This window comes from Micromonospora chersina (assembly GCF_900091475.1).
In the GTDB taxonomy this organism is placed as follows: domain Bacteria; phylum Actinomycetota; class Actinomycetes; order Mycobacteriales; family Micromonosporaceae; genus Micromonospora; species Micromonospora chersina.
This window is the reverse complement of the sequence record NZ_FMIB01000002.1, coordinates 4,101,163-4,125,152: the sequence shown is the minus strand read 5'-3', so window position 1 is coordinate 4,125,152 and position 23,990 is coordinate 4,101,163. Positions and strand designations below refer to the sequence as shown.

At 72.8% G+C, this 23,990-nt stretch carries 24 protein-coding genes; 19 read left to right on the top strand and 5 right to left on the bottom strand.

Going from position 1 to position 23,990, the window contains the following annotated elements; translation table 11 throughout:
• Positions 1-165: 165 nt before the first annotated feature.
• The 5 genes from dnaK to GA0070603_RS19145 all read left to right on the top strand — a co-directional run bounded on the left by dnaK (position 166) and on the right by GA0070603_RS19145 (position 4,971).
• On the top strand, positions 166-2,025 hold the full coding sequence (gene dnaK, locus GA0070603_RS19165; RefSeq protein ID WP_091315960.1) for a molecular chaperone DnaK: 1,860 nt from the start codon (positions 166-168) through the stop codon (positions 2,023-2,025).
• A gap of 45 nt (positions 2,026-2,070) precedes the next feature.
• On the top strand, positions 2,071-2,847 hold the full coding sequence (grpE, locus tag GA0070603_RS19160; RefSeq protein ID WP_091315957.1) for a nucleotide exchange factor GrpE: 777 nt from the start codon (positions 2,071-2,073) through the stop codon (positions 2,845-2,847).
• 79 nt (positions 2,848-2,926) lie between these two features.
• Entirely contained in the window at positions 2,927-4,111 is a 1,185-nt protein-coding gene (dnaJ, locus tag GA0070603_RS19155) for a molecular chaperone DnaJ (RefSeq protein WP_091315954.1), read from the top strand.
• 31 nt (positions 4,112-4,142) lie between these two features.
• Positions 4,143-4,583, top strand: coding sequence for a heat shock protein transcriptional repressor HspR (locus GA0070603_RS19150; RefSeq protein WP_091315949.1), 441 nt, complete (start codon positions 4,143-4,145; stop codon positions 4,581-4,583).
• Between the two features lie 178 nt (positions 4,584-4,761).
• Positions 4,762-4,971: a hypothetical protein gene (locus GA0070603_RS19145; RefSeq protein ID WP_091315946.1), complete on the top strand. Its 210-nt coding sequence runs from the start codon at positions 4,762-4,764 to the stop codon at positions 4,969-4,971.
• Between the two features lie 75 nt (positions 4,972-5,046).
• Here GA0070603_RS19145 and GA0070603_RS19140 read toward each other — a convergent pair whose 3' ends face one another.
• The 3 genes from GA0070603_RS19140 to GA0070603_RS19130 all read right to left on the bottom strand — a co-directional run bounded on the left by GA0070603_RS19140 (position 5,047) and on the right by GA0070603_RS19130 (position 7,362).
• Positions 5,047-5,475: a hypothetical protein gene (locus GA0070603_RS19140; protein ID WP_091315943.1), complete on the bottom strand. Its 429-nt coding sequence runs from the start codon at positions 5,473-5,475 to the stop codon at positions 5,047-5,049.
• Between the two features lie 170 nt (positions 5,476-5,645).
• A complete protein-coding gene (locus GA0070603_RS19135) occupies positions 5,646-6,854 on the bottom strand; it encodes a cation:proton antiporter (protein WP_091315940.1) in 1,209 nt (402 codons plus the stop codon).
• A gap of 7 nt (positions 6,855-6,861) precedes the next feature.
• Positions 6,862-7,362 carry a cation:proton antiporter regulatory subunit gene (locus tag GA0070603_RS19130; protein ID WP_091315936.1) on the bottom strand — a complete coding sequence of 167 codons (501 nt, stop codon included), beginning with the start codon at positions 7,360-7,362 and terminating at the stop codon, positions 6,862-6,864.
• A 32-nt stretch (positions 7,363-7,394) separates the two neighbouring features.
• Between GA0070603_RS19130 and GA0070603_RS19125 the strand changes: the two genes are divergently transcribed.
• On the top strand, positions 7,395-8,498 hold the full coding sequence (locus GA0070603_RS19125; RefSeq protein ID WP_139131897.1) for a hypothetical protein: 1,104 nt from the start codon (positions 7,395-7,397) through the stop codon (positions 8,496-8,498).
• Between the two features lie 47 nt (positions 8,499-8,545).
• Here GA0070603_RS19125 and GA0070603_RS19120 read toward each other — a convergent pair whose 3' ends face one another.
• Positions 8,546-9,682, bottom strand: a complete 1,137-nt coding sequence (locus GA0070603_RS19120; protein WP_091315929.1) for an epoxide hydrolase family protein — start codon at positions 9,680-9,682, stop codon at positions 8,546-8,548.
• 82 nt (positions 9,683-9,764) lie between these two features.
• Between GA0070603_RS19120 and GA0070603_RS19115 the strand changes: the two genes are divergently transcribed.
• From GA0070603_RS19115 to GA0070603_RS19075, 9 genes are all read left to right on the top strand, one after another.
• Positions 9,765-10,406, top strand: coding sequence for a TetR/AcrR family transcriptional regulator (locus tag GA0070603_RS19115; protein ID WP_091315925.1), 642 nt, complete (start codon positions 9,765-9,767; stop codon positions 10,404-10,406).
• Between the two features lie 85 nt (positions 10,407-10,491).
• Positions 10,492-13,083 carry an ATP-dependent chaperone ClpB gene (gene clpB, locus GA0070603_RS19110; RefSeq protein WP_091315922.1) on the top strand — a complete coding sequence of 864 codons (2,592 nt, stop codon included), beginning with the start codon at positions 10,492-10,494 and terminating at the stop codon, positions 13,081-13,083.
• A 101-nt stretch (positions 13,084-13,184) separates the two neighbouring features.
• Positions 13,185-13,562 carry a hypothetical protein gene (locus tag GA0070603_RS19105; RefSeq protein ID WP_091315919.1) on the top strand — a complete coding sequence of 126 codons (378 nt, stop codon included), beginning with the start codon at positions 13,185-13,187 and terminating at the stop codon, positions 13,560-13,562.
• A gap of 93 nt (positions 13,563-13,655) precedes the next feature.
• A complete protein-coding gene (locus GA0070603_RS19100) occupies positions 13,656-14,288 on the top strand; it encodes a DUF4178 domain-containing protein (protein ID WP_091315915.1) in 633 nt (210 codons plus the stop codon).
• 2 nt (positions 14,289-14,290) lie between these two features.
• Entirely contained in the window at positions 14,291-14,782 is a 492-nt protein-coding gene (locus GA0070603_RS19095) for a DUF2617 family protein (protein WP_091315911.1), read from the top strand.
• Positions 14,779-15,207, top strand: coding sequence for a DUF4247 domain-containing protein (locus GA0070603_RS19090; RefSeq protein ID WP_091315908.1), 429 nt, complete (start codon positions 14,779-14,781; stop codon positions 15,205-15,207). The genes GA0070603_RS19095 and GA0070603_RS19090 overlap by 4 nt, the downstream gene beginning before the upstream one ends.
• Before the next feature lie 39 nt (positions 15,208-15,246).
• Positions 15,247-15,669, top strand: coding sequence for a DUF350 domain-containing protein (locus GA0070603_RS19085; protein WP_091315905.1), 423 nt, complete (start codon positions 15,247-15,249; stop codon positions 15,667-15,669).
• Positions 15,669-16,496 (top strand): hypothetical protein, encoded by an 828-nt coding sequence (locus tag GA0070603_RS19080; protein WP_091315901.1) that lies wholly within the window; start codon positions 15,669-15,671, stop codon positions 16,494-16,496. Before GA0070603_RS19085 ends, GA0070603_RS19080 begins: the two co-directional genes overlap by 1 nt.
• Positions 16,493-18,061: a polyamine aminopropyltransferase gene (locus GA0070603_RS19075; protein WP_091315899.1), complete on the top strand. Its 1,569-nt coding sequence runs from the start codon at positions 16,493-16,495 to the stop codon at positions 18,059-18,061. Before GA0070603_RS19080 ends, GA0070603_RS19075 begins: the two co-directional genes overlap by 4 nt.
• A 70-nt stretch (positions 18,062-18,131) precedes the next feature.
• Here GA0070603_RS19075 and GA0070603_RS19070 read toward each other — a convergent pair whose 3' ends face one another.
• A complete protein-coding gene (locus tag GA0070603_RS19070) occupies positions 18,132-20,048 on the bottom strand; it encodes a DNRLRE domain-containing protein (RefSeq protein ID WP_091315896.1) in 1,917 nt (638 codons plus the stop codon).
• Between the two features lie 271 nt (positions 20,049-20,319).
• Here GA0070603_RS19070 and GA0070603_RS19065 point away from each other — a divergent pair, with 271 nt between their 5' ends.
• The 4 genes from GA0070603_RS19065 (at position 20,320) to GA0070603_RS19050 (ending at position 23,863) form a co-directional block, all read left to right on the top strand.
• Entirely contained in the window at positions 20,320-21,342 is a 1,023-nt protein-coding gene (locus GA0070603_RS19065) for a hypothetical protein (RefSeq protein WP_091315893.1), read from the top strand.
• 83 nt (positions 21,343-21,425) lie between these two features.
• Positions 21,426-22,175 (top strand): hypothetical protein, encoded by a 750-nt coding sequence (locus tag GA0070603_RS19060; RefSeq protein WP_091315890.1) that lies wholly within the window; start codon positions 21,426-21,428, stop codon positions 22,173-22,175.
• 72 nt (positions 22,176-22,247) lie between these two features.
• Complete coding sequence (locus GA0070603_RS19055) at positions 22,248-23,060, top strand: hypothetical protein (protein WP_091315887.1); 813 nt, start codon at positions 22,248-22,250, stop codon at positions 23,058-23,060.
• Positions 23,057-23,863 carry an SDR family NAD(P)-dependent oxidoreductase gene (locus GA0070603_RS19050; RefSeq protein ID WP_091315884.1) on the top strand — a complete coding sequence of 269 codons (807 nt, stop codon included), beginning with the start codon at positions 23,057-23,059 and terminating at the stop codon, positions 23,861-23,863. Before GA0070603_RS19055 ends, GA0070603_RS19050 begins: the two co-directional genes overlap by 4 nt.
• Positions 23,864-23,990: the final 127 nt, after the last annotated feature.

Below are 23,990 nucleotides of genomic sequence, written 5' to 3'. Positions count from 1 at the left end.
GTAATAACGGTCAGGTTGCGTCGGGTCGGCTCAACCTCGACTTGCGGATTGCCGGGCGCGTGGCACTATTGAGTCAAGTTCACTCAACTTGTGGTGCGGTCGCTGCGGGCGACCCGCCGGGCAGGCCCGTTGACCTGCTCACCGTTACGAAGCGAGGAAGCGAACATGGCACGTGCGGTCGGCATCGACCTCGGCACGACGAACTCCTGCGTCAGCGTTCTCGAGGGCGGTGAGCCCACCGTCATCGCCAACGCGGAGGGCTCGCGGACGACCCCCTCGATCGTCGCGTTCGCCCGCAACGGCGAGGTGCTCGTCGGTGAGGTCGCCAAGCGCCAGGCGGTGACGAACCCGGACCGGACCATCCGCTCGGTCAAGCGGGAGATCGGCACCAACTGGACCGTCGACATCGACGGCAAGAAGTACACCCCGCAGGAGATCTCGGCCCGCACGCTGATGAAGCTCAAGCGGGACGCCGAGGCGTACCTGGGTGAGCAGATCACCGACGCGGTCATCACCGTGCCGGCCTACTTCAACGACGGCCAGCGGCAGGCCACCAAGGAGGCCGGCGAGATCGCCGGCTTCAACGTGCTGCGGATCGTGAACGAGCCGACCGCGGCGGCCCTGGCGTACGGCCTCGACAAGGGCTCCAAGGAGCAGACCGTCCTGGTCTTCGACCTGGGTGGCGGCACCTTCGACGTCTCGCTGCTGGAGCTGGCCGAGGGCGTCATCGAGGTCAAGTCCACCAGCGGTGACAACCACCTCGGTGGTGACGACTGGGACCAGCGGATCATCGACCACCTGGTGAAGACCTTCCGCGGCGAGCACGGCATCGACCTGTCCCAGGACAAGATGGCCATGCAGCGGCTCAAGGAGGCGGCCGAGAAGGCCAAGATCGAGCTGTCCGCCGCCACCACCAGCAACATCAACCTGCCGTACATCACGGCCGGCGCGGCCGGCCCGCTGCACCTCGACGTGACGCTGAGCCGCGCCGAGTTCCAGCGCATGACGCAGGACCTGCTGGACCGCTGCAAGGGCCCGTTCGAGCAGGCCGTCAAGGACGCCGGGATCAAGATCTCCGATGTCGACCACGTCATCCTGGTCGGCGGCTCGACCCGGATGCCGGCCGTGACCGACCTGGTCAAGCAGCTCACGGGCCGCGACCCGAACAAGGGCGTCAACCCGGACGAGGTCGTCGCCGTCGGCGCCGCCCTCCAGGCCGGTGTCCTCAAGGGTGAGGTCAAGGACGTCCTGCTGCTCGACGTGACCCCGCTGAGCCTGGGCATCGAGACCAAGGGCGGCATCTTCACCAAGCTCATCGAGCGCAACACCACCATCCCGACCAAGCGCTCCGAGGTCTTCACCACGGCCGACGACAACCAGCCGTCGGTGCTGATCCAGGTGTTCCAGGGCGAGCGGGAGATCGCGGCCTACAACAAGAAGCTCGGCACCTTCGAGCTGACCGGCCTCCCGCCGGCGCCCCGCGGCGTGCCGCAGATCGAGGTCACCTTCGACATCGACGCCAACGGCATCGTCAACGTGCACGCCAAGGACCTGGGCACCGGCAAGGAACAGAAGATGACGATCACCGGCGGCTCGTCGCTGCCGAAGGACGACATCGAGCGGATGCGCCGGGACGCCGAGGAGCACGCCGACGAGGACAAGCGGCGCCGCGACGAGGCCGAGACCCGCAACGTGGCCGAGGCGCTCCAGTGGCAGACCGAGAAGTTCCTCGCCGAGAGCGGCGACAAGCTGCCCGCCGAGAACCGTGACCAGCTCAACGAGGCGCTCGGCGAGCTGCGCAGCGCCCTCGGCGGCCAGGACATCGAGAAGATCAAGGCCGCGCACGAGAAGCTGGCACAGGTCTCCCAGCAGGCCGGCTCGCTGCTCTACTCGCAGCAGCAGGGCGAGCAGGCCGCCCCGGGCGCGGCCGGGCCGGGTGCGGGCGCCGGTGCGCCCGGTGGCGCCCAGGCCGGCGGCCCCGACGACGTGGTCGACGCGGAGATCGTGGACGAGGACAAGAAGTGACGTTCGGTCCCGGACACGTTTCTCGCAGAGGGATGAGGTAGCCGCATGACGGAGAAGCCACGAGCCGCCGACCCGGGCTCCACCGGGTCGGCGCCGGGTGGCTCCGCGACCGCCGGCAAGGGCGCCGGTGAGGAGCCGCGGGTCGTCATCCGTGACAAGCGCAAGATCGGCAAGACCACCGAGACCACCGAGACCACCGAGCAGGCGGTGACCGACACGTCGGCCGCCGACGCCGCGGCCGACGCGCCCGCCGAGGGGCTGGTCGAGGAGGCCGAGGTCGTGGTCGACGAGATCGAGGGCGAGGCCGACGCCCCGGTCTCCGGCCCGCCGGTGGTGGACGCCCCGGCCCAGCCGAGCGAGGAGTCCGCCCCGGCGAACGCCCCGCTCGGGGCCGAGCTGGAGTCCCTCCGGGCCGAGCTGGACGAGCGGACCCGCGACGTCCAGCGGGTGTCGGCGGAGTACGCCAACTACCGCAAGCGGGTCGACCGGGACCGCAGCCTGGTCCAGGAGCAGGCGACCGGCACGGTGCTGACCGCGCTGCTGCCGATCCTGGACGACCTGGACCGGGCCCGCGAGCACGGCGACCTGGTGGGCCCCTTCGGCAGCGTGGCCGACCAGCTCACCGCCGCGCTGGCCAAGTTCGGCCTGACCGCCTTCGGCGAGCAGGGTGACCCGTTCGACCCGACCCGGCACGAGGCGGTGGCGCACCAGACCTCCGCCGACGTGACCGAACCGACCTGCGTGCAGGTCATGCGCCGGGGTTACCAGCTCGGCGAACGGCTGCTGCGGCCCGCCCTGGTCGCGGTCGCCGATCCGGAGTAGTGCCGACCCGTGACGTCCCGCCCGCCCACACCGGGCGGGCGGGACGACCGGGGTACGTCCCGTGGAAGGGGGTGGACCGGTGAGTTCCAAGGACTGGATCGAGAAGGACTACTACGCCGCGCTGGGCGTGGAGAAGTCCGCCTCCTCGGACGAGATCAAGAAGTCGTACCGGAAGCTGGCTCGGGAGTCGCACCCGGACCACAACCCCGGGGACCCGAAGGCCGAGGAGCGGTTCAAGGCCGTCTCCGAGGCGTACGCCGTGCTCGGCGACGAGAAGAAGCGCCGCGAGTACGACGAGATGCGCTCCCTCTTCGGCTCGGGCGCCTTCCGGCGCAACGCCCGCGGCGCGGGCCAGCCCGGCGGCATGCCGTTCGACGTCTCCGACCTGTTCGGCGGCGGGGCGGCCGGCGGCGAGGCCCGGTTCGGTGGCGGCGGCCTGGGTGACCTGTTCAGCTCGATCTTCACGGGTGGGGGCGCCGGCGGCGCGACCCGTCCGCGCGGCCCGGCCCGGGGTCGGGACGTCGAGACCGAGGTGGCGCTCGACTTCCCCGACGCGGTCCGCGGCGTCACCCTGCCGCTGACCCTGCGTGCCCCCGGTGTCTGCGACACCTGCCACGGCAACGGGGCCAAGCCCGGCACCCAGCCGGTGGCCTGCCCGGTCTGCCACGGCGCCGGGGTGACCACCCGCAACCAGGGGTCGTTCAGCTTCTCCGAGCCGTGCCGCAACTGCCAGGGCGTCGGCACCATCGTCGAGGAGAAGTGCCCCGAGTGCCAGGGCACCGGCGGGGTCACCAAGACCCGCACCCTGAACGTGCGCTTCCCGGCGGGCGTGGCCGACGGCCAGCGCATCCGGCTGGCCGGCCGGGGCGAGCCCGGCGAGCGGGGCGGCCCGGCGGGCGACCTGTTCGTGCACGTGAAGGTCCGCCCGGACGAGCTGTTCGGGCGCACCGGGGACGACCTGACCCTGACCGTGCCGATCACGTTCGCGGAGGCGGTGCTCGGCACCGACCTGCGGGTGCCGACCCTGGACGGCACGGTGACCCTGCGGGTGCCGCCGGGCACACCCGGCGGTCGGGTGCTGCGCGCCCGGGGCAAGGGCGTCGTACGCAAGGACGGCCGCGCCGGTGACCTGCTGGTCACCCTCGACGTGGTGGTCCCCGCGACGCTGTCCGACGAGGCGCGGGCGGCGCTGGAGACGTTCGCGGAGCAGACCCCGCCGGCGGCGCGGGAACATCTCGACGCGCGGGTGCGTCGATTCAGTTGACCGGGTGACGAGGCAGCGGAGGTGAGCGGGGATGTCGCAGGAGTTCGTCGGCTCGGGTGACCCTGCCTACGAGGCCAAGGTGCTGATGATCTCGGTGGCGGCGCGGATGGCGGGAATGCACCCGCAGACCCTCCGCCAGTACGACCGGCTGGGCCTGGTGCAGGCCGGCCGGGCGGCCGGTGGCGGTCGCCGGTACAGCGTCCGGGACGTGGTGCTGCTCCGCGAGGTGCAGCGGCTCAGCCAGGACGACGGGATCAACCTGGCCGGGGTCAAGCGGATCATCAACCTGGAGCGGTTGCTCGAGGAGGCCCAGCAGCGGGTCGCCCGGCTGGAGGCGGAGCTGGACGCCGCGTACCGCCGGATCGCCGAGCTGGAATCGCTGGGTGGCTTCTCCCGCGGCGACCTCGTCCCCACCAACCGCACCTCCACGGCGCTCGTGGTCTGGCGTCCCCGCCGTACCCCCGAGCGCTGACCGCACCCACCGACTCAGGCCGGCGCGCGCCCCGTTGGGCCGCGCCGGCCTTCGCTTGCGCCGACCCGCCGGCAGACGCGTGTGGTTGGGCGAAATTCGGGTGCGGCAGGGGTCGGTTCGGTAGCCTGTGAATGCGGCCAAGCGCCTCAATTCGGACTCCGAACTGGCAGGGGGAGCCATGGCGGAATCGGCGAAGACGGTGGCGGAACGGGCGGAGGAACGGCTGGAAGAGGTGGCCGAGAACGTCCGGCAACGGTTCGACCGGGTGACCAGGGGCGGTTTCACCGACAAGATCCGGGAAGGGCGCTTCCTGGACCAGGTTGACCACGGCGTCGACCGGGCCAGGGACGACGAGCGACGCAGGAAGCAGGGCGGATCGACCGGCTGACGATCCGCGACGTGCGGGCCGGGACCCACGGGGGGTCCCGGCCCGTTCGCCGTCCCCAAGCAGAAGAAGGAAGAACTAGAGCCGCCGGTTCTCCCGCACCAGGCCGCCCTCGCACCAGTCGCGGTAGGCGAACAGGTCCGGTCGGGCGAGCAGCACCCGGCTGTTGTGCGCCCAGTTGCGCATCAGCTCGTCGCCGGCCCGCTCGGCCTGCTCGACGAGCTTGCGGAAGCGGCGCTTCGGGTGGGCCCGGAAGTTCGTCCGGATGCCGTCGGCGGCGTAGATGTAGAGGCAGTGCAGGGCGAACCGGCGGGCCGGGCAGGCCGGGTCCATGGCCAGGTCGAAGAGCGTCTGCACCAGGTGGTCCCCGGCGACCAGCAGGTCCCAGTCCGGTGGCATCGAGGTGAGCGGGACCGAGTCCGGCTGGTAGGCCCACGCCCGCAGTTCGGCGGGCGAGGGGTCGACGGGGTTGGCGAAGCCGTGGAACGTCTCTTCCTGCACGCTCACCGGCCAACCTTCCGCTAACGCTGGCGGGGGCACCGGCCACCCGCGGTCCCTGGCTGCTGGGGCGACACGTTAACGCGGTTTCGCGGGGTGGCGGTAGACCTTCCCGGAATCAATTCGACAACCGTTGGCCGGGCCGGGTCCACCGTATGGTCGACCCGGCCCGGCCGAGGTCAGTCGGCCACCGTCGCCGGCACCGGCCGGCGGGCCGCGGCGCGCCGCCGCAGCCAGAGCTTGAACCAGGGCAGGTCGGGCAGACGGGCCAACATCGGCCCGGTCACCACGGTGATCAGCACGTACGCCGTGGCGAGCGCGGCCAGCCGCGGCTCGACGGGGTACGCGGCGGCGACGGCCAGCCCGGCGATGACGATGGAGAACTCGCCGCGGGGGGTGAGCGCGAAGCCGGCCCGCCAGCGACCGGGCTCTGCGATCCCGGCCCGGCGGGCGGCGAGGTAACCGGTGGCCAGCTTCGTCCCCATGGTGACCACGGCCAGCAGCAGCGCCGGCAGCAGCACCGGCGGCATGTCGAGCGGGTCGGTGACCAGGCCGAAGAAGACGAAGAAGACCGCGGCGAAGAGGTCCCGCAGCGGCGAGAGCAGTTCGGTGGCGTGGTGCGCCACCGGCCCGGACAGGGCGATGCCGACGAGGAACGCGCCGACCGCGGCGGAGACCTGGAGCTTGGCCGCGACCCCGGCGACGAGCAGGGTGAGGCCGAGCACCCCGAGCAGGAGCGCCTCCGGGTCCTTCGCCGAGAGCGCGCTGGAGATCAGGTGGCCGTACCGGATGGCGACGGCCAGCACGACGACCACGGTGAGCACCGCGACGGCGAGCGCGACGCCGCCCTTGACGAGGCCGACCCCGGCGAGCAGCGCGGTGACCAGCGGCAGGTAGAGGGCCATCGCCAGGTCCTCGATCACCAGGACGGAGAGGATCACCGGGGTCTCCCGGTTACCGACCCGGCCGAGGTCGCCGAGCACCTTCGCGATCACACCGGACGAGGAGACCCAGGTGACGCCGGCGAGCACCACGGCGGCCACCCAGCCCCAGCCGAGCAGGAGGGCGAAGGCGAAGCCGGGCAGCGCGTTGAGCACCGCGTCGATGAGGCCGGCCGGCGCGGCCGACCGGAGGTTGCCCACCAGTTCGTTGGCGCTGTATTCCAGGCCGAGCATGACCAGCAGCAGGATCACGCCGATCTCCGCGCCGACGGCGAAGAACTCCTCGCTGGCGTTGAGCGGCAGCAGGCCGCCGTGGCCGAAGGCGAGGCCGGCGAGCAGGTAGAGGGGGATGGGTGAGACACCGAAGCGGCGGCTGAGGCGGCCGAGCAGGCCGAGCAGGAGCAGCAGCGCGCCGACCTCGACGAGCAGCGTTGTGGTTTCGTGCATCCGCGCCTCAGCCGTCCGGGTCGGCTTCGGCGAGGATCGCGGTGACCCCGTCGAGCCCCTGCCGGGTGCCGACCACGACGACCACGTCACCGGCGTCGAACCGGAAGGTGGGGTCGGGCGAGACGATCACCTCGCCCTGTCGCAGCACCGCCACGATGGAGGCGCTGGTGCGGGTCCGTGCCTTGGTGTCGCCGAGCCGCCTGTTGACGTAGCGGGAGCCGGCCGGGATGGCGATCTGCTCGGTGAGCAGCCCGGCGGCCTGGTCGCGCAGCCCGGCGAGCTGGCCGAGCATCAGCGACGCGCCGAGGATGTCGGCGAGCGCCTCCGCCTCGTCGTCGGTAAGCGGTATGTCGTGCTGGCAGGAGTCGGGATCGTCCGGGTCGTACAGGACCAGGTCGCGGCGGCCATTGCGGTGGGAGACCACGCCGAGCCGGCGGCCGGATTCCGTCATCAGATCGTGACGGACGCCGATCCCCGGTAGGGCAGTCTGTTCGACACGTACTCGCACCCGCGCAAGGCTACCGTGCGGAGGAGGGGACCATGATCGGTCGCAGAGTGCTCCCGAGCATCGGTCTGCTGCTGGTCCCGGCGCTCACGGCCTGTTCGATCGGTGACGTCCGCCGGCCGCCGCCCGACCGGTCGTCCGCGTCCCCGCGGCCGGCGCCGACCGTGCCGGCGCCGTCGCGGGCCGTCGGCTTCGACGAGGTACGCCAGGTCCGGGTCGCCGTCGACCGCCGCTACGACCGCCCGTTCGTGGAGTTCGTCGACGCCGATCACGGGTACGCCCTCTTCGCCGCCTGCGACGGCGTGCCACCCGGCCGCGGCTGCACCGCCCTGCTCTACGCCACGGTGGACGGCGGCCGTAGCTGGCAGGTGCTGCGGCATCCCCGTCCGGTGGCGGAGGACCAGCAGCTCTACGCGGTGCCGGGGGCGCTGGTGCTGCTCGCCGAGCCGTACGGCTGGTACACCTCGACCGACGGCGGGGCCAGCTTCGTCCACACCACCGGTGGGGAGCCGGCGGCGCTGGTGGCGGCCCGGGGTCGCTTCCAGGTGGTCGAGGGGCTCGGTGCGGTGGCCGAGTGGGACGGCGCCGCCCTGCGGCCGTTGCCCACCCAGCCGGCCGTGCCCGGGTTGAACACCGTGGGCCACTCCGGGGACCTCGTGGTGGCGGCCGGCACGCGGGACGGCCGGCCGGCAGCCGCGCTGTCCCGGGACGCGGGCCGGCACTGGGTGTCGACGCCGTTGCCCTGGCGGGGCGACGAGGTGGGGGTGCTCCGCGCGGTGATCGCGCCGGACGGTGGCGCGTGGCTGGTCGGGGAGCGCCCGGACCGGACGGGCTTCCCGGCGCTCTGGCGGCTGGTGGGCGGCCGGGAGTGGGCGCTGGTCGGCGCCGCCGGGCATCCGGCGCAGGCCCGCTCGGTGGCGCCGCTCGGTGCCGAGCTGGTGGCGGTGACGAGCCCGGACGGGGTGGGTGTGGTGGCCGGGGGTCGCTACTACCGGGTCGACTGGCCGCTCACCGGGGAGCACCATCTCACGGTGCTCGGCGACGGCACGATCCTCGCCCGGGGGCCGGACGACGTGGTGGTGGGCACGGGCTGGACCGCCAACCGGCGCTGGGTCCGGGTGGTGCTGGCCGGGGACTGACGGTTCGTCGCCGGGCTGCTCCGGCCCGGCGACGAACACGTCGACTGTCAGCGGAGCCCGGCGAAGAACTGCCGGATGTCGCCGACCAGCACGTCGGTCGCCTCGTGCGCGGCGTAGTGGCCGGCGACGTCCCCACGCCGCTCGGGCCCGGCCTCGAAGGTGTGCCAGCTGACGATGTTGGCGTGGTCCCGGTCGGCGAACCGACGGATCGACTGGAAGTCGCCGGGGAACATCGCCACCGCGGTCGGCACGGTGGTCGGCCCGGCCGGCTGCTCGGTGGCGTGCGCGTCCTCCCAGTAGAACCGCATCGCCGAGGCGGCCGTGCCCGTGAACCAGTAGATCGCGACGTTGGCCAGGACGAAGTCCGGGTCGAGGCTCTCGTCGAGCAACTGCCCGTTCCACGCCAGCAGGCCGACCGGCGAGTCGGCCAGCGCGAACGCCAGGGTCTGCGGCTGCTGGCTCTGCACCTGGTTGAAGGAGAACTTGTTCTCGTAGAACCACTGGAGGTGCTTCAGCGCGGCCTGGTCGGTCTCGGTGAGCCCGGCGAATTCGGCCGGGTCGCCGGACGGGAAGGAGAAGAGCTGGGTGACGTGCACGCCGAGCACGTGGTCCGCGTCGAGGCGGCCCAGTTCGGGCGAGACCATCGAACCGGCGTCGTTGCCGACCGCGCCGTACCGGTCGTACCCGAGGCGGGCCATCAGCGTCGCCCAGGCCCGGGCGGTGCGGTAGCGGTTCCAGCCGGCGCTGCGGGTCGGACCGGAGAAGCCGAAGCCGGGCAGTGACGGGATCACCAGGTGGAACGCCGGCGCGTCCGGATCGGCCGGCTCGGTGAGCGGGGCGATCACGTCGAGGTACTCGACCACCGAGCCGGGCCAGCCGTGGGTGAGCACGAGCGGGGTGGCGTCCGGCCGGGACGACCGGACGTGCAGGAAGTGGATCTCCTCGCCGTCGATGCCGGTGACGAACTGCGGGTGGGCGTTCAGTCGTGCCTCGACCGCCCGCCAGTCGAACTTCTCCAACCAGTACGTCGCCAGCTCGCGGACCCGATCCGTCGCCATGCCGTACGCACCACCGACGCCCGGCAGCTCGCCGGGCCAGTTGGTCCGGCGCAGCCGGTCGGCGAGGTCGTCCAGCGCGGCCTGCGGAATCTCGACGCGGTACGGGCGGATGGCGGTGTCCGTCATGACTGCTCCTTCAGAACGGAATGCTTCGTTCCGTTTAACAGTAGCAGAGCGGAACGATCCGTTCCAGTGCTAATCTCGGTGCATGCCGAATCCGATCGACACCCCGCCGCTCGCCGGCCGACGTGCCCAGGCGGCCCGCAACGACGCGGTGATCCTGGAGGCCGCCCGCGCCGTCTTCCTCGATGACCCGAAGGCGCCCATCGCCGCCGTCGCCGAGCGGGCCGGCGTCGGCATCAGCGCCCTCTACCGGCGGTACGCCGGCAAGGAGGACCTGCTGCGCAAGCTCTGCGACGACGGGTTGCGGCGGTTCATCGCGGCGGCCGAGGAGGCCGCCGGCGAGCCGGACGACTGGGCGGCGTTCGCCGGTTTCCTGGCGCGCGTCGTCGACGCCGACGTGCACTCCCTCACCGTGCACCTGGCCGGCACCTTCAGCCCGACCGAGGAGATGGGCCGGGCCGCGGTACGCGCGAACGAGCTGGTCGAGGGGCTGGTGGAGCGGGCGCGGGAGGCCGGGCGGCTCCGGCCGGACGTGGTGGCGCAGGACGTCGGCCTGCTGTTGGAGGCGTGCGCCGCGATTCGCGTACCCGATCCGGAGCGGACCCGGCAGTTGCGTCGCCGCCACCTGGCGCTGCTGCTGGCCGGTCTCGCGCAGGCCGAGCCGCCGCTGCCCGGGCCGCCGCCGGCCGCCGGGGAGTTCGACTGGCGCTGGAAGCGCCGGGAGTGAGCCGGGTCACACCTCCGGAGTTGAGCGGAATAGACTCAACTCTGGTTGTGTCTCTCCCAGTGGACACGCCGATCCGGGGGAGCCCATGAACACGGAACGACTCACCACCAAGAGCCGCGAGACCATCACCGGCGCCGTCGCGCTGGCGAACCAGCGCGGGCACGCCACCGTGGAGCCCTGGCACCTGCTGCTGTCGCTGCTGGACACCGAGGGCTCGACCGCCTCCGGCCTGCTGCGCGCCGTCGGGGCCGACCCCGCCGAGCTGCGCCGGGTCGCCCAGCGCTCGGTCGACGCCCTGCCCGCGGCGCGCGGCTCCAGCATCGCCGAGCCGACCCTGGCCCGCGAGTTCGTCAACGCCATCGGCGCCGCCGAGCAGATCGCCCGGCCGCTGGGCGACGAATACACCTCCACCGAGCACCTGCTGGCCGGGCTGGCCCGGGTGGGTGGCGCGGTCTCCGTCGCGCTGAAGAACTCCGGCGCCACCGAGGAGAACCTGGTCGCCGCCTTCCCGACCGTGCGCGGCGGGGACCGGCGGGTCACCACGGCCGACCCGGAGCAGACCTACCAGGCCCTCGCCAAGTACGGCGTCGACCTGACGGCGAGCGCCCGCGAGGGCAAGATCGACCCGGTCATCGGCCGCGACTCGGAGATCCGCCGGGTGATCCAGGTGCTGTCCCGGCGTACCAAGAACAACCCGGTGCTGATCGGCGAGCCGGGCGTCGGCAAGACCGCGATCGTCGAGGGCCTGGCCCAGCGGATCGTCGCGGGTGACGTGCCCGAGTCGCTGCGGGACAAGAAGCTCGTCTCGCTCGACCTCGGCGCCATGGTGGCCGGCGCGCAGTACCGCGGCCAGTTCGAGGAGCGGCTCAAGTCGGTGCTGGAGGAGATCAAGAACTCCGACGGCCAGGTCATCACCTTTCTGGACGAGCTGCACACCGTTGTCGGCGCGGGCAAGGGCGAGGGCTCGATGGACGCCGGCAACATGCTCAAGCCGATGCTGGCCCGCGGCGAGCTGCGGATGGTCGGCGCCACCACGCTCGACGAGTACCGCGAGCACATCGAGAAGGACCCGGCGCTGGAGCGCCGCTTCCAGCCGGTGCTGGTCGGCGAGCCGACCATCGAGGACACGATCGGCATCCTGCGCGGCCTCAAGGAGCGCTACGAGGTGCACCACGGCGTCCGGATCACCGACGCCGCGCTGGTCGCCGCCGCCGCGCTCTCCGACCGCTACATCACCGACCGGTTCCTGCCGGACAAGGCCATCGACCTGGTCGACGAGTCCGCCTCCCGGCTCCGGATGGAGATCGACTCCCGCCCGGTCGAGGTGGACGAGATCGAGCGGGCGGTCCGCCGGCTGGAGATCGAGGAGATGGCGCTGGCCAAGGAGCCGGACGCCGCCTCCGCCGAGCGGCTGGCCCGGCTGCGCAAGGAGCTCGCCGACAAGCGCGAGCAGCTCACCGCGCTCTCCGAGCGCTGGCAGCTGGAGAAGAGCCACATCACGAAGCTCTCGACCGCCAAGGAGGAGCTGGAGCGGCTCGGCGGCGAGGCCGAGCGGGCCGAGCGCGACGGCGAGCTGGAGCGCGCCGCCGAGCTGCGCTACGGCCGGATCCCCGCCCTCCAGGCCGAGCTGAAGCGGGCCGAGGAGGAACTGGCCCGGCTCCAGGCCGACGGCGCGATGCTCAAGGAGGAGGTCGGCGCGGACGACATCGCCGCTGTCGTCGCCTCCTGGACCGGCATCCCGGCCGGCCGGCTGCTCGAGGGCGAGACCGCCAAGCTGCTCCGGATGGAGGAGTCGCTGCGGGCCCGCGTGGTCGGCCAGGCCGAGGCCGTGGGCGCCGTTTCCGACGCGGTCCGCCGCGCCCGGGCCGGCGTCGCCGACCCGGACCGCCCGACCGGCAGCTTCCTCTTCCTCGGCCCGACCGGTGTCGGCAAGACCGAGCTGGCCAAGGCGCTCGCCGAGTTCCTGTTCGACGACGAGCGGGCCATGGTCCGCATCGACATGAGCGAGTACGGCGAGAAGCACTCGGTGGCCCGCCTGGTCGGCGCCCCGCCCGGCTACGTCGGCTACGAGGAGGGCGGCCAGCTCACCGAGGCGGTGCGCCGCCGGCCGTACTCGGTGATCCTGCTGGACGAGGTGGAGAAGGCCCACCCGGACGTGTTCGACGTGCTGCTCCAGGTGCTCGACGACGGCCGGCTCACCGACGGCCAGGGTCGCACCGTGGACTTCCGCAACGCGATCCTGATCCTCACCTCGAACCTGGGGTCGTCGGTGATCAGCGACCTGACGCTTGCCGAGGAGCAGCGCCGGGAGGGTGTCCTCGCGGTGGTCCGGTCGCACTTCAAGCCGGAGTTCCTCAACCGCCTCGACGACATCGTGGTGTTCGCCGCCCTCCAGGGCGAGGACCTGCGGGCGATCGTCGACATCCAGCTCGACCGGATGCGACGCCGTCTCGCGGACCGCCGGCTGACGCTGGACATCGGCGACGCCGCCCGTACGTGGCTGGCCGAGCACGGGTACGACCCGATCTACGGGGCCCGGCCGCTGCGCCGGCTCGTGCAGTCGGCCATCGGCGACCAGCTCGCGAAGGCGCTGCTGGCCGGCCAGATCCGCGACGGCGACACGGTGCGGGTCGACCTGGCCGACAGCAAGGACGCCCTGACCGTCACCGCCGCCTGACCCTCCTTCCGGCCCGGCCGCCCCCGCACGGGGGCCGGCCGGGCCGATCCATTTCTTGATCAACAGCGTCGATGGCGCCCGGCCAGGGCAATAGTGAGGGCATGTTGGGGATCGGGAAGAAGGACCGGGAGTTGGACGCGGCCGTCGAGGAACTCGGCCGGGCGGACACGCTCGCCTTCGGCGGGGTGGGGATCGCCGGGCAGATCCTGCCGGCCACCGAGGCGTACCGGCACGTGGAGCGGGCCCTGCGGGAGCATCCCGAGGCGGCCCGGAAGAAGGTCGACCGGCTGTTGAAGCACGGGTCGCCGGCCGGGAAGGCGTACGCGGCCGCGCTGCTCGACACGGTGGACCCGGCGGCGGGCCGGGCCGCCTGGGAGCGGCTGCGCGACGACGACGGCGAGTTCACCACGTTCAGCGGCTGCATCATGGGCCGCGCCACCCTCCGCGAGTACGCCACCGAACGCCTCGCCGGAGCCTGACCGTAGCTGATCAATCACTCAGCGAACGGCGCTTCGGCGCGCGTGCGTGGGGTTGTTACCGTCTCCGCCGAAACACCTTGGGGGGAGACGACCGTGAACGGTTCGCTGGCGTACGTCGTGACCACGTTGGGGTGCCTGGTCGGAGTGGCCGGCGTGGTCATCGCCGTGATCGCCCTGCGCAGGGCCCGGTCCGCGCCACGCCCGGCGGCCACGCCCGGCGACCCGTTCCGGGACCGGGACGCCGACGCGCTGCGCGGTGACCCCCGCGGGCTCAAGCCCGGCGACATCGTGGAGATCCGGCAGGTGCCCTACACCGTGCGCGGCTCGGTGCACCTGGTCGAGGGCGGCTGGAGCTGGGCGGAGCACCTGCTCGACGACGCCGGCGGGGTGAAGCGCTGGCTCTCCGTCGAGTCGGAGCCCGACCTGGAGATGGTCCTCTGGACCAGCGAGCCGTCGGCCACCGTCACCCCGGGCGCGCCGACCCTGGAGATCGCCGGCCGCCGCTACAACTGGGACGAGTCCGGCCAGGCGAAGTACACCGCCACCGAGGGCACCGGCCTCGACCCGCGCGGCACCATGCGCTACCACGACTACCAGGCGCCCGGCGGCGCGCGGCTCTCCTTCGAGGCGTACGGGGAGGCCGGCTGGGAGGTGAACCTCGGTGAGCAGTTGCACCGCGCCGAGGTGATGATCTACCCGCAGGGCGGTCCGGAGCAGGTGGGCTGAGCGTGCTCGTCGCCCTGGACGCCCCGTACGTCGACACCCGCGCCGCCGACCTGAGCCTGGCCCTCGGCGGCCCCGAGCACCCCGCCCTGCACGTGCGTGAACTGACCCTGCCCGGCGGGCTGCGGCTGCGGCTGCGCCTGCTCGGCGCCTCCCACCAGGTGATCTGCGGCGACCTCACCGAGACGGTCGCGTGCCTGCCCGGCCGCCCCCCGCACCTGCCGGACGCCCTGCACGACGAGACCGCCGGCTACCGGTTCACCGCAACGGTGCTCCGGCCGGCGGGCGACGGCCTGCGCACCCGGGTCGCCGCGCTCCGCGCCGAACTGGCCGACGACCCGTACGCGCTGGTCGGGGTCTTTCCCGGCGACGAGGACGCGGTCACCGCGCTCGCCGTCCGCCCCGCCCCACCGGACGGCTCGGTGGCCTGGCGCACCTGGCACGCGTACCCCCAGACCAATGAGCTGGTCCTGACCGAGACGGTGGTGGAGCTGTGACGTACCGACGGTGGTTCGTGGTGGGGGTGGCATTCGCCGTCATCGGCGCCGTGGTCGCCGCCTTCGCGATCTTCTACGGCAACTTCTCGCCGCGGGGGTACGTGGAGGACCGCTACACCCGGGCCACCAGCCGGGACCTCGGCTCCGACGCGATCGCGTACACGTCGAACCGCACGCCCAGCCAGGTGTCCAAGGAGATCACCGACGCCTGGCAGCCGGCCGACCAGTACGTCGACGGCAGCGGGGTCTACCTGCGCTACGACGACGACTCGGTGGTGATCCTGCCGCTCGCCGCCGCCGGCTCGGTGATCCTGCTGGAGCGGATGACCACCGCCTACCCCCGCTACCACGCCCGGGTGGGCAGCCACTGGGGGTGGGGGCGGGGCAGCACGGTCCGTGGCGGCGGCCCCGGCTCCGGCAAGTGACCTGACCTCCTCCCACCCCGACGAATCCTGGAGTCCCCTGTGCAGACCCTGGTCACCGACCTGCTCGTCACGCTCGCCTACGGCGTGGTCGGCGTCGCCCTGATGGCCGTCGGCTACGTGCTTGTCGACGTCGCCACCCCCGGCAAGCTGCACGAGCTGATCTGGGCCGAGCGCAACCGCAACGCGGCGCTGCTGCTCGCCTCGAACCTGGCCGGTGTCGGCGTCATCGTGGTCGCCGCGATCGCCGCCAGCGCCGACGACTTCGCCCTGGGCCTGGTCGGCGCGGCCGCGTACGGCATCCTCGGGCTGGTCCTCATGGCCGCGGCGTTCCTGCTGCTCGACATGGCCACCCCGGGCAAGCTCGGGGAGATCCTGGTCGACCCGGAGCCGCACCCCGCGGTCTGGGTCTCCGCCGTCGTGCACCTCGCCACCGGCGCGATCATCGCCGCCGCGATCAGCTGATGTCCACGGGCAAGCCGGCGGCGAAGAACAGGGCCGCCGCCTGGGCCGTCTGGCTGACCATCGGCCTGGTCGTCGCCGGCTGCGTGGCGGCGGGAGTGCTGAACAACGACGGGGACACCACGGTGGCGGCGCCGGCCGCCGACGAGCGGGCCGACAGCGTGGCGATCCTCAAGCGCACCAGCGCCGAGCAGGGCCTCTGCTACGGCTGGGAGCTGGTGGACTACTACGACTACGGCGACCCGCTGAACGTCGGCTCCAACCTCGGCGACGGGGTCGCGGTCGAGGACAACCCGGCCTGCCCGCGCTGGGTGCAGGTGACGGCCAACATCGGCTACGTCTCGGAGAGCAGCGAGAGCAACGACTTCGCCCGGATCCAGGTGACCGGCTCGCCGGACATCGACTCCGCGGACCTCTGGCAGGTCGAGCGCGGGCTGGAGCGGCTCGGCCTCACCGAGGACGTCTTCGTCGACGACCCCGGCTGGGCGGTCACCCGGGCCGCGGTCATGCTGCCGCTGCTCGCCGTCGAGGCCGGGCTGGCCGAGCCGGCCGACACCCCGGTCCCGGCGGCGGCCAGCCCGTCCCCGCTGCCCGACGCCGGCAGCGACCTGCTGCGGGACCGCTGGGGCTGGCTCGCCGCCACCGTCGGGCTGGTCCTGCTCGCCGCGCTCTTCGTCACCGTGGGCGTGGTGCAGCGCCGGCGGACGACTGCTCCGGGTCGCGGCGCGGCGCCAGACGCGCCGAGCCGGAGTGGTCGCAAGCGCCGGGTGGTCGTGCCCGCGCAGCGCGCCGGGGCTGGCGCCGCCGGGCGTACCCGGGAAAAGGCGTGACCGCCGACGCGCCCGCGCGGCCGCGGTGGCGCCCGGCCCGCGCGGCGGTCCTGCTCGCGGTCTTCGTGTGCGCGGCCTGCGGCCTGGTGTACGAGCTGGCCCTGGTCGCGCTCGGCAGCTACCTCATCGGCGACACGGTCGGGCAGGCGTCGATCGTGCTCGGCGTGATGGTCTTCGCGATGGGCGTGGGCGCGCTGGTCGCGAAGCCGTTCCAGTCCCGGGCGGCGGCCGCGTTCGCCGCGATCGAGCTGACCCTGGCCCTGCTCGGCGGCCTCTCCGTGCTCGGCCTCTACGCCGCGTTCGCCTGGCTCGACCTCTACGGTCCGGCGCTGGTCGGCACCGCCTTCGTGCTCGGCCTGCTGATCGGCGCGGAGATCCCGCTGCTCATGGTGCTGCTGCAACGCATCCGCGAGCAGTCCGCGGGCAGCGCCGTGGCCGACCTGTTCGCCGCCGACTACGTCGGCGCGCTGCTCGGCGGGCTGGCCTTCCCGTTCCTGCTGATGCCGGTCTTCGGCCAGCTCAAGGGCGCCCTCGTGGTGGGCGCGGTGAACGCCGTCGCCGGCCTCGCCCTGGTCTGCACGGTCTTCCGCGCCGACCTGGGCCGCCGGGCGCGGGTCGCGCTCGGCGCCGGCAGCGTCGTGGTCGCCCTCTGCCTGGGGTACGCCTGGGTCACCGCCCACGACTTCGAGGTGACCGCGCGGCAGCAGCTCTACCGCGACCCGGTGGTGCACGCCGAGCGCAGCCGCTACCAGGAGATCGTGCTGACCCGGTCGGTGCGGGAGGTCGGCCACGCCGACACCGACCTGCGGCTGTTCCTCAACGGCGACCTCCAGTTCAGCTCGATCGACGAGTACCGCTACCACGAGTCGCTGGTCCACCCGGCCATGCGCGGGCCGCACGGGAACGTGCTGGTGCTCGGCGCCGGTGACGGGCTGGCGCTGCGGGAGATCCTCAAGTACCCGGACGTGCGCCAGGTGACCCTGGTCGACCTCGACCCCGCCGTCGTGCGGCTGGCCCGCTCCGAGCCGCAACTGCGGGACCTCAACCACCACTCGCTCGCCGACCCCCGGGTGCGGGTGCTCAACGTCGACGCGTTCGGCTGGCTGCGCACCGCCACGGAACGCTTCGACGTCGTCATCGCCGACCTGCCCGACCCCGACGAGACGGCCACCGCCAAGCTCTACACGATCGAGTTCTACGCGCTGATCCGGCCGGTGCTCGCCCCCGGCGGGCGGCTCGTCGTGCAGTCCGGCTCGCCGTACTTCGCGCCCCGGTCGTACTGGTCGATCGAGCGGTCGATCCGGGAGGCGGGCTTCGCCACGGTGCCGTACCACGTGGACGTGCCGAGCTTCGGCGACTGGGGCTTCGTGCTCGCCGCGCCGGGCGGGACGCCGCCCGCGCTGGGGCTGCCCGCCGACGCGCCGTCGCTGCGGTTCCTCACCCCGTCGGTGCTCGCCGCGGCGGCCACCTTCCCCGCCGACCGGGCCCGGCTGGACGTGCCCGCCTCCACGTTGTTGCAGCCCAGAGTCCTGGAGTACGCCCGCGTGGAGTGGCGCGGCTACTAGGCCCGGGTTGGCGGGCGGGTCTTCCGGGTGCAGGGGGAGGGTCGGCGCCCTCCCCCTGGCCCGAGTGATGTCAGGCGGTGGGAGCCACCTCGAACGAGTACCAGTTGCCGTAGTCGCTCCAGGTGCCGTCGGCCTTCACCGCGAACACCGTCAGGGTCACCCATCCGCTGGTGGTCGGCGTCCAGGTGATGGTCGCCCGGCCGTCGGCGCCGGCGGCGACCTCGGTCAGTTCCTCGCCGTCCACGAAGCCGTAGCGGTAGGCGGCGACGTCCGTCCAGCCCGGTGGCGGGGAGAAGGTGAAGGTGCCCTCGACGCCCACTCCACCGACCGGTGACCCGTCGGGACTCTGGACGTAGACGTCCGACTTCACGCCCGGACCCGGCCAGAAGTAGGCCGACCAGTTCGCCTTCTGTGACACGAAGCCGTTCGCGCTGCGGCTGCGGACCGTCAACGAGTGCCCGTCGGGGTTGGTGGCGGTGAAGCTGAACCGGGCCGTGCCGTCCGCGTCCGCCGGCCTCGTCTCGGGGTCGCCGTGGTCCAGGGTCACCTCGTACTCACGCACCCCGGTGACCCCGTTCGCCGGCACGAACTTCAGAACCACCTCCTGCCCCCACTGCGGTTCGCCGTTCTCGACCCGCACCTCAGGCGTGGACCACGGAACCAGCGTCTCGTAGACGGTCGGGGTGGAGACGTTGCCGGCGGCGTCGATGGAGCGCACGGTCAACCGCTGCGGCCCGGAGCCGGCCGGGTTGAGCGTGACGGTCGCGGAACCGCCGGGGGCGTCCGCCCGCACCGTGTTGGGCAGGCTGAACGGGTCACGGCAGACCCACTGACCGACGTCGCCGCTCGCCTCGCAGACGTTGACGCCGAGATCGTTCCAGGAGTACTGGAACCCGGCCACGTCCTTGTCGCCCTTCCCGGAGAAGGTGAAGACCGCCGGCACGCCGGCCGGCGCCCACTCGTCGGTGTCGTCGGACGGGTAGTTCGCCGACGTGACGCCCGGGGCGGTGGGGTTGGTGGCGTCGTAGGTGAAGTAGCACTTCTTCGACCAGGACGAGAAGTCCGCCTTGTCGCTCACCCGGGCCTGCCAGGCGTACGACTCGCCGTCGGTCAGCGTGCCCTGCGGCAGATTGACCGTGTTGACCCGGCCCGAGATGCCGTACTCCTTCGAGAAGACCTTGCGGGCCTCCGGACGGTCCGTCGGCCAGATCGCGAACTCCGTGGTCAGCGCCCGCTCGTCGTTCGGGTCCGCGTCGGTGCCGAGTGCCTGGAGCACGTTGGCGAAGCCGCCGACCCGGGGGTACGGGTGGAGCGTGGCGCACGGGAGTCCGGCGTTGTACAGGTTGTTGTTGTCGATCTTCGGCACGGTGTTGTACTTCGTGGTGAGGCCGACGCTGCGGTACCAGTTGAGCCGCCGCCCGTAGGCCGGGTCACTCTCGTACTGCGCCGGCACCCGGATCTCGAACGTGATCCGGCTCTGCTCCTGTGCGACCGCGTCCTGAACCGCGCCGGTCACGTCGAACGAGATGCTCGCCTTCGGGCAGTACTCGGGAGTGCGGATCTCGTCCAGCTTCGCCAGTGGCTTCGGGGCTCCGTTCCAGGTCGGCGTCTCGCTCACCGGCTCGGTCCGCCAGATCTCGATCGCGCGCTTCCCGCAGTCGGTGGCGCTGTACTCCTGGACGAAGATCGTGCCGCCGTAGATCTTCCGATCCTCGTAGGAGGACAGGTCGAAGGTGGCGTAGATGCGCGAGGTGTGGCTCCTGCCGTTCTCGTCGACCCACGTCCCGAGCGGCATGTGCGTCTCGTTCGAGTCGTACGCCGCCTTCGGGGTCGCCGAGTCGGTCCAGCCGATCTGCACCGACGGGACGCTCTCGTAGTGCGGTGCGGCGACCGCCGGGGTGGCCGTCGACACGACGGCGAGCCCAGCGGCGCCGAGCGCCAGCGCGAGTACGCCGGCGAGGCCACGACGTGGCCTGCTCCTGTTCACAGCGAATCATCCTCCCCGTGTCTGTCCCGGCCTGATCGCCCGGACATTCATGCTGATCAGAGCGTGCGGCACGGCAGCCGGCATCGGCCGTTCGGTCATCCCTGTCCTGCCGAACCCGGTGATCATGGAAGGGCGGAGCGATGGACCCGCGATGGATCCCATTCAGGATCCGGACGACGAGGCCTGTTCCCGCCGAAGACGCCCTCCGGTGTCCCCTACCGGGACGGTCAAACGCGCGAACACTCGTCGGGACCGCACTAGCGTCGGTCTCATGGCCGCCCGTCCGTCCCGCTGGTCGCGACCGCCCCGGGCACTGGAGGCGCCGTCGTACCTTCAGGCGTTCGTGCTGTCCGGGGTGGTGACGGTGCTGGTCACCCGGGCGTACCTCCAGGCGACCGGCTTCCCGCAGCTCGGCGGCGGAGGGCTGCACATCGCGCACGTGCTCTGGGGTGGCCTGCTGATGACGGCCGGCCTCGGGGTGGGGCTGGTCTTCCTGGGCAGCGCGGCGCGCATCCTGGGCGCGATCCTGGGCGGGATGGGCTTCGGGCTCTTCATCGACGAGGTCGGCAAGTTCGTCACCGCCGGCACGGACTACTTCTACGCCCCGGCCGCGAGCATCATCTACGTCGCCTTCGCGCTGCTGGTCCTGCTCACCCAGACGCTGCGCGGCCGGACCCGGCTCTCCGCGCCGGAGCGCACGGCGAACGCCCTGTACACCGTGGTGGGCGGGCTCAGCACCGGTCTCACCGCCCGGCGCCGGGCGGCGGTGCTGCGGCTGGTCCGGGACTGCGGTCCGGACGTCGAGGAGGCGGTGGCCCGGCTGCTGGACGCGGTGCCCCGGCGGGAGCCGCCCGCGCCCCGGTTCTGGCAGCCCTGGCTGCTCCGGGCCCGCCGGGCGGCGGTCTGGGTGACGACGCACCGCTGGGTGGTGGCCGTGGTGGTGCTCTACGTGGTCGGCGAACCGTTCGTGATCGTGCTGCGGGTCCTGCTGGACGCCGTCACCGGAGAACTGCCCGACCAGCAGGAGTGGGGTGCCGTACTCGGGGTCTCGGTCTCCGCGCTGATCACCGCCGTGCTGAGCATCCGCGGGGCCCTGCTGCTGCCCAGCGACCAGGTGCGGGCCTTCCGCCTGTTCAAGCTCGCGCTCCTCGTGGACCTGCTGTTCGGGCAGATCTTCAGCTTCACGGTCAACCAGTTCGGCGCGGTCTTCGCGCTCGCCGTGGACCTCTTCCTGCTCGCGGTGGTGACCGCCGAGTACCGGCGGCTCTGCCGCCGGCAGCCGTCCGACCGCTGAATCCCGCACCGCTCCCGCTGTCGCATCGTGCCCACCTGGCCCGGCTTCGTTACGGTGGTCCTCTGATCAAGGGAGGGAGAATCATGGTCGATGCTCCGGGCACCCCGCCCCGCACACGTCCGGGCGTGGTGACGGTTTCCAGTTGGCTGCTCATCCTCGTCGCCGTCATCCAGGTGTTGAGCCTGATCGTCACCCTGTCCACGCTCGGCACCATCCGGGACGTGCTCAAGGACGCGTACGCCGGCACCTCGGCCGAGCAGGCGGGCGACTTCGCCTACGTGGCCAGCCTCGGCGGCGCCGTGCTCTCGCTGCTGCTCGCGGTCGGGCTGGTCGTGCTCGCGCTGCTGAACAACCGGGGGAAGAACGCCTCTCGGATCACCACCTGGGTGCTGGGCGGCGTCCTGCTCTGCTGCACCGGCGGCGGTCTGCTGAACGGTGTCTCCGGGGGGCTCACCGGCGGCGGGTCCACCAACGGCGACCTGCCGAGCGGCGAGGAGATCCAGCGCCGGCTGCAGGACGCGCTGCCGTCCTGGTACGGCCCGGTCAGCCTGCTGCTCGGCCTGATCTCGCTGCTGGCCCTGCTGACCGCGCTGATCCTGCTGGCGCTGCCGAAGGCCAACGAGTTCTTCCGCAAGCCCAAGACGGCCTGGGAGCCGCCGGTCCCGGGCGCGGCCTACCCGGGCTACCCGGCCACCCCGGGCTACCCGACCACCCCCGGCTACCCGGCCACCCCGGGCCAGCCCGCCGACCCGGCCTACCCGCCGGCCCCCGGCCAGCCGCCGGCGCCGGGTTCGGGCGAGCGCCGCGAGGGCGAGCCGCCATCCGGAAGTTGACGCCCGGATAAGAGCGACGCCGACGATCCCTCCGAGTAGGTTGCAAGCCGACGCCTACCGGAGGGATCTGTCGTGTCGTACCCCCATCAGGCACCGCCGCGCCGGCCCGGCGCGGTGGTCTCGGCGGCGGCGCTGCTGCTGCTGATGGCGGTGGGCGCCGTGGCGTACGCGGTCGCCAACCTGCTGGTCACGGCGGGCACGGTGGACCGGTTCCGGGAGGCGGCGCGGGCGACGGGCGCGGGCAGCGGCGAGATCGACGGGGTGGCGTCCCTGCTGCGCGGCTCCACCGTGCTCTCGGCCGTGCTCGGCGTGCTGGTCGCGCTGCTGCTCGTCGGGCTCGCCCTGGGCCTGCTCTCCGGCCGCGGCGGCGCCCGGGTGACCACCTGGGTGGTCGCCGGGCTGGGCCTGTTCTGCGGCTGCTGCGGCCTGGCCGTGCTGGTCGGGCAGCGGGCCGCCCCGCTCCGGCTGGGCGCCGACGACCGGGTGACCGCCGACCTGCTGGCCCGGGTCGGGGACGCCTACCCGGGCTGGTGGATCCCGGTGAACGCGGCGGTGTCGGTGGCGCAGATCCTCGGGTACCTGGTGGTGGCGGCCCTGCTCACGCTGCCCACGGCCGGCGCCTTCTTCCACCGCCGCCCGCCGCGCCCGGCCGGCCCGGTCCCGCCAGCGGGTCCGGCTCCGGCCTACGGGCCCCCGCCGGCCTCCACTCCGCCGGCCGGTCCGCCCGCACCCGGGTACTACGGTCCTCCCGCCCCGGCCCACGGACAGCCCTCGCCCTGGGCGCCGCCGACCGCGCCGGTGTCGGCCCCGCCGCCCGGCACGTCCGCCACCCCGCCGCCGTCGGCCCCGCCCGGGCCGACCCCACCCCCCGAGGACCGCCCGTGACCGACGCACCCCTCTCCCCGCGCCGGGCCCTGATCACCGGGGCCAGCCTCGGCATCGGCGAGGCGTTCGCCCGCCGGCTCGCCGCCGACGGCTGGGACCTCGTCCTGGTGGCCCGGGACGCCGGCCGGCTCGACGCCCTGGCGGCCGAGCTGACCGGCCGGCACGGTCACCGGGTCGAGACCATCGCCGCGGATCTGTCCACCGACGACGGTTGCGCCGCCGTCGAAGGCCGGCTGACCGCCGACCCGCCGGTGGAGCTGCTCGTGAACAACGCGGGGATCAGCCTCAACACCCCGTTCGTCAGGTCGGCCGTCGCGGACGAGGCCCGCCTGGTCCGGCTCAACGTGCTGGCCGTGCTGCGGCTGACCCACGCGGCCCTCGGTCCGATGGTCGAGCGGGGCCACGGGGCAGTGATAAATGTCTCTTCGGTTGCGGGTTTCGGTGTCCCCATGCCGGGATCGACGTACTCGGCCAGCAAGGCCTGGGTGACGAATTTCAGTGAATCGATCGGCCAGTCGGTGGCCCCGCTCGGGGTACGCGTGATGGCGCTCTGCCCCGGCTACACCCGCACCGGCTACCACGAGCGGGCCGGCATCGACATGTCGCGGACCCCGGCGTGGATGTGGCTGCGGACCGACGACGTGGTCGACGAAGGGCTGCGTGACCTGCGAAAAGGCAAGGCGGTAAGCGTGCCGAGCTGGAAGTACAAGCTGGCTGTGGCGGGGCTGCGGCACGCGCCGCGGCGGCTGCTGCGCGGCGTCTCCCGGGACACCCGGGGCCGGGTCGGCCGGGCCGGAGACTGACCGCGGACGGGCCCGCCGGGTGTCCCGTCGCCGGGATCCCCGCCCGCTGACCGGGGTGGACGGTCGCACAGCGTAGTCGGGCATCGCCACCCGTCGGTCGCCCGCAGGGTTGACCCAGGTGGACCCC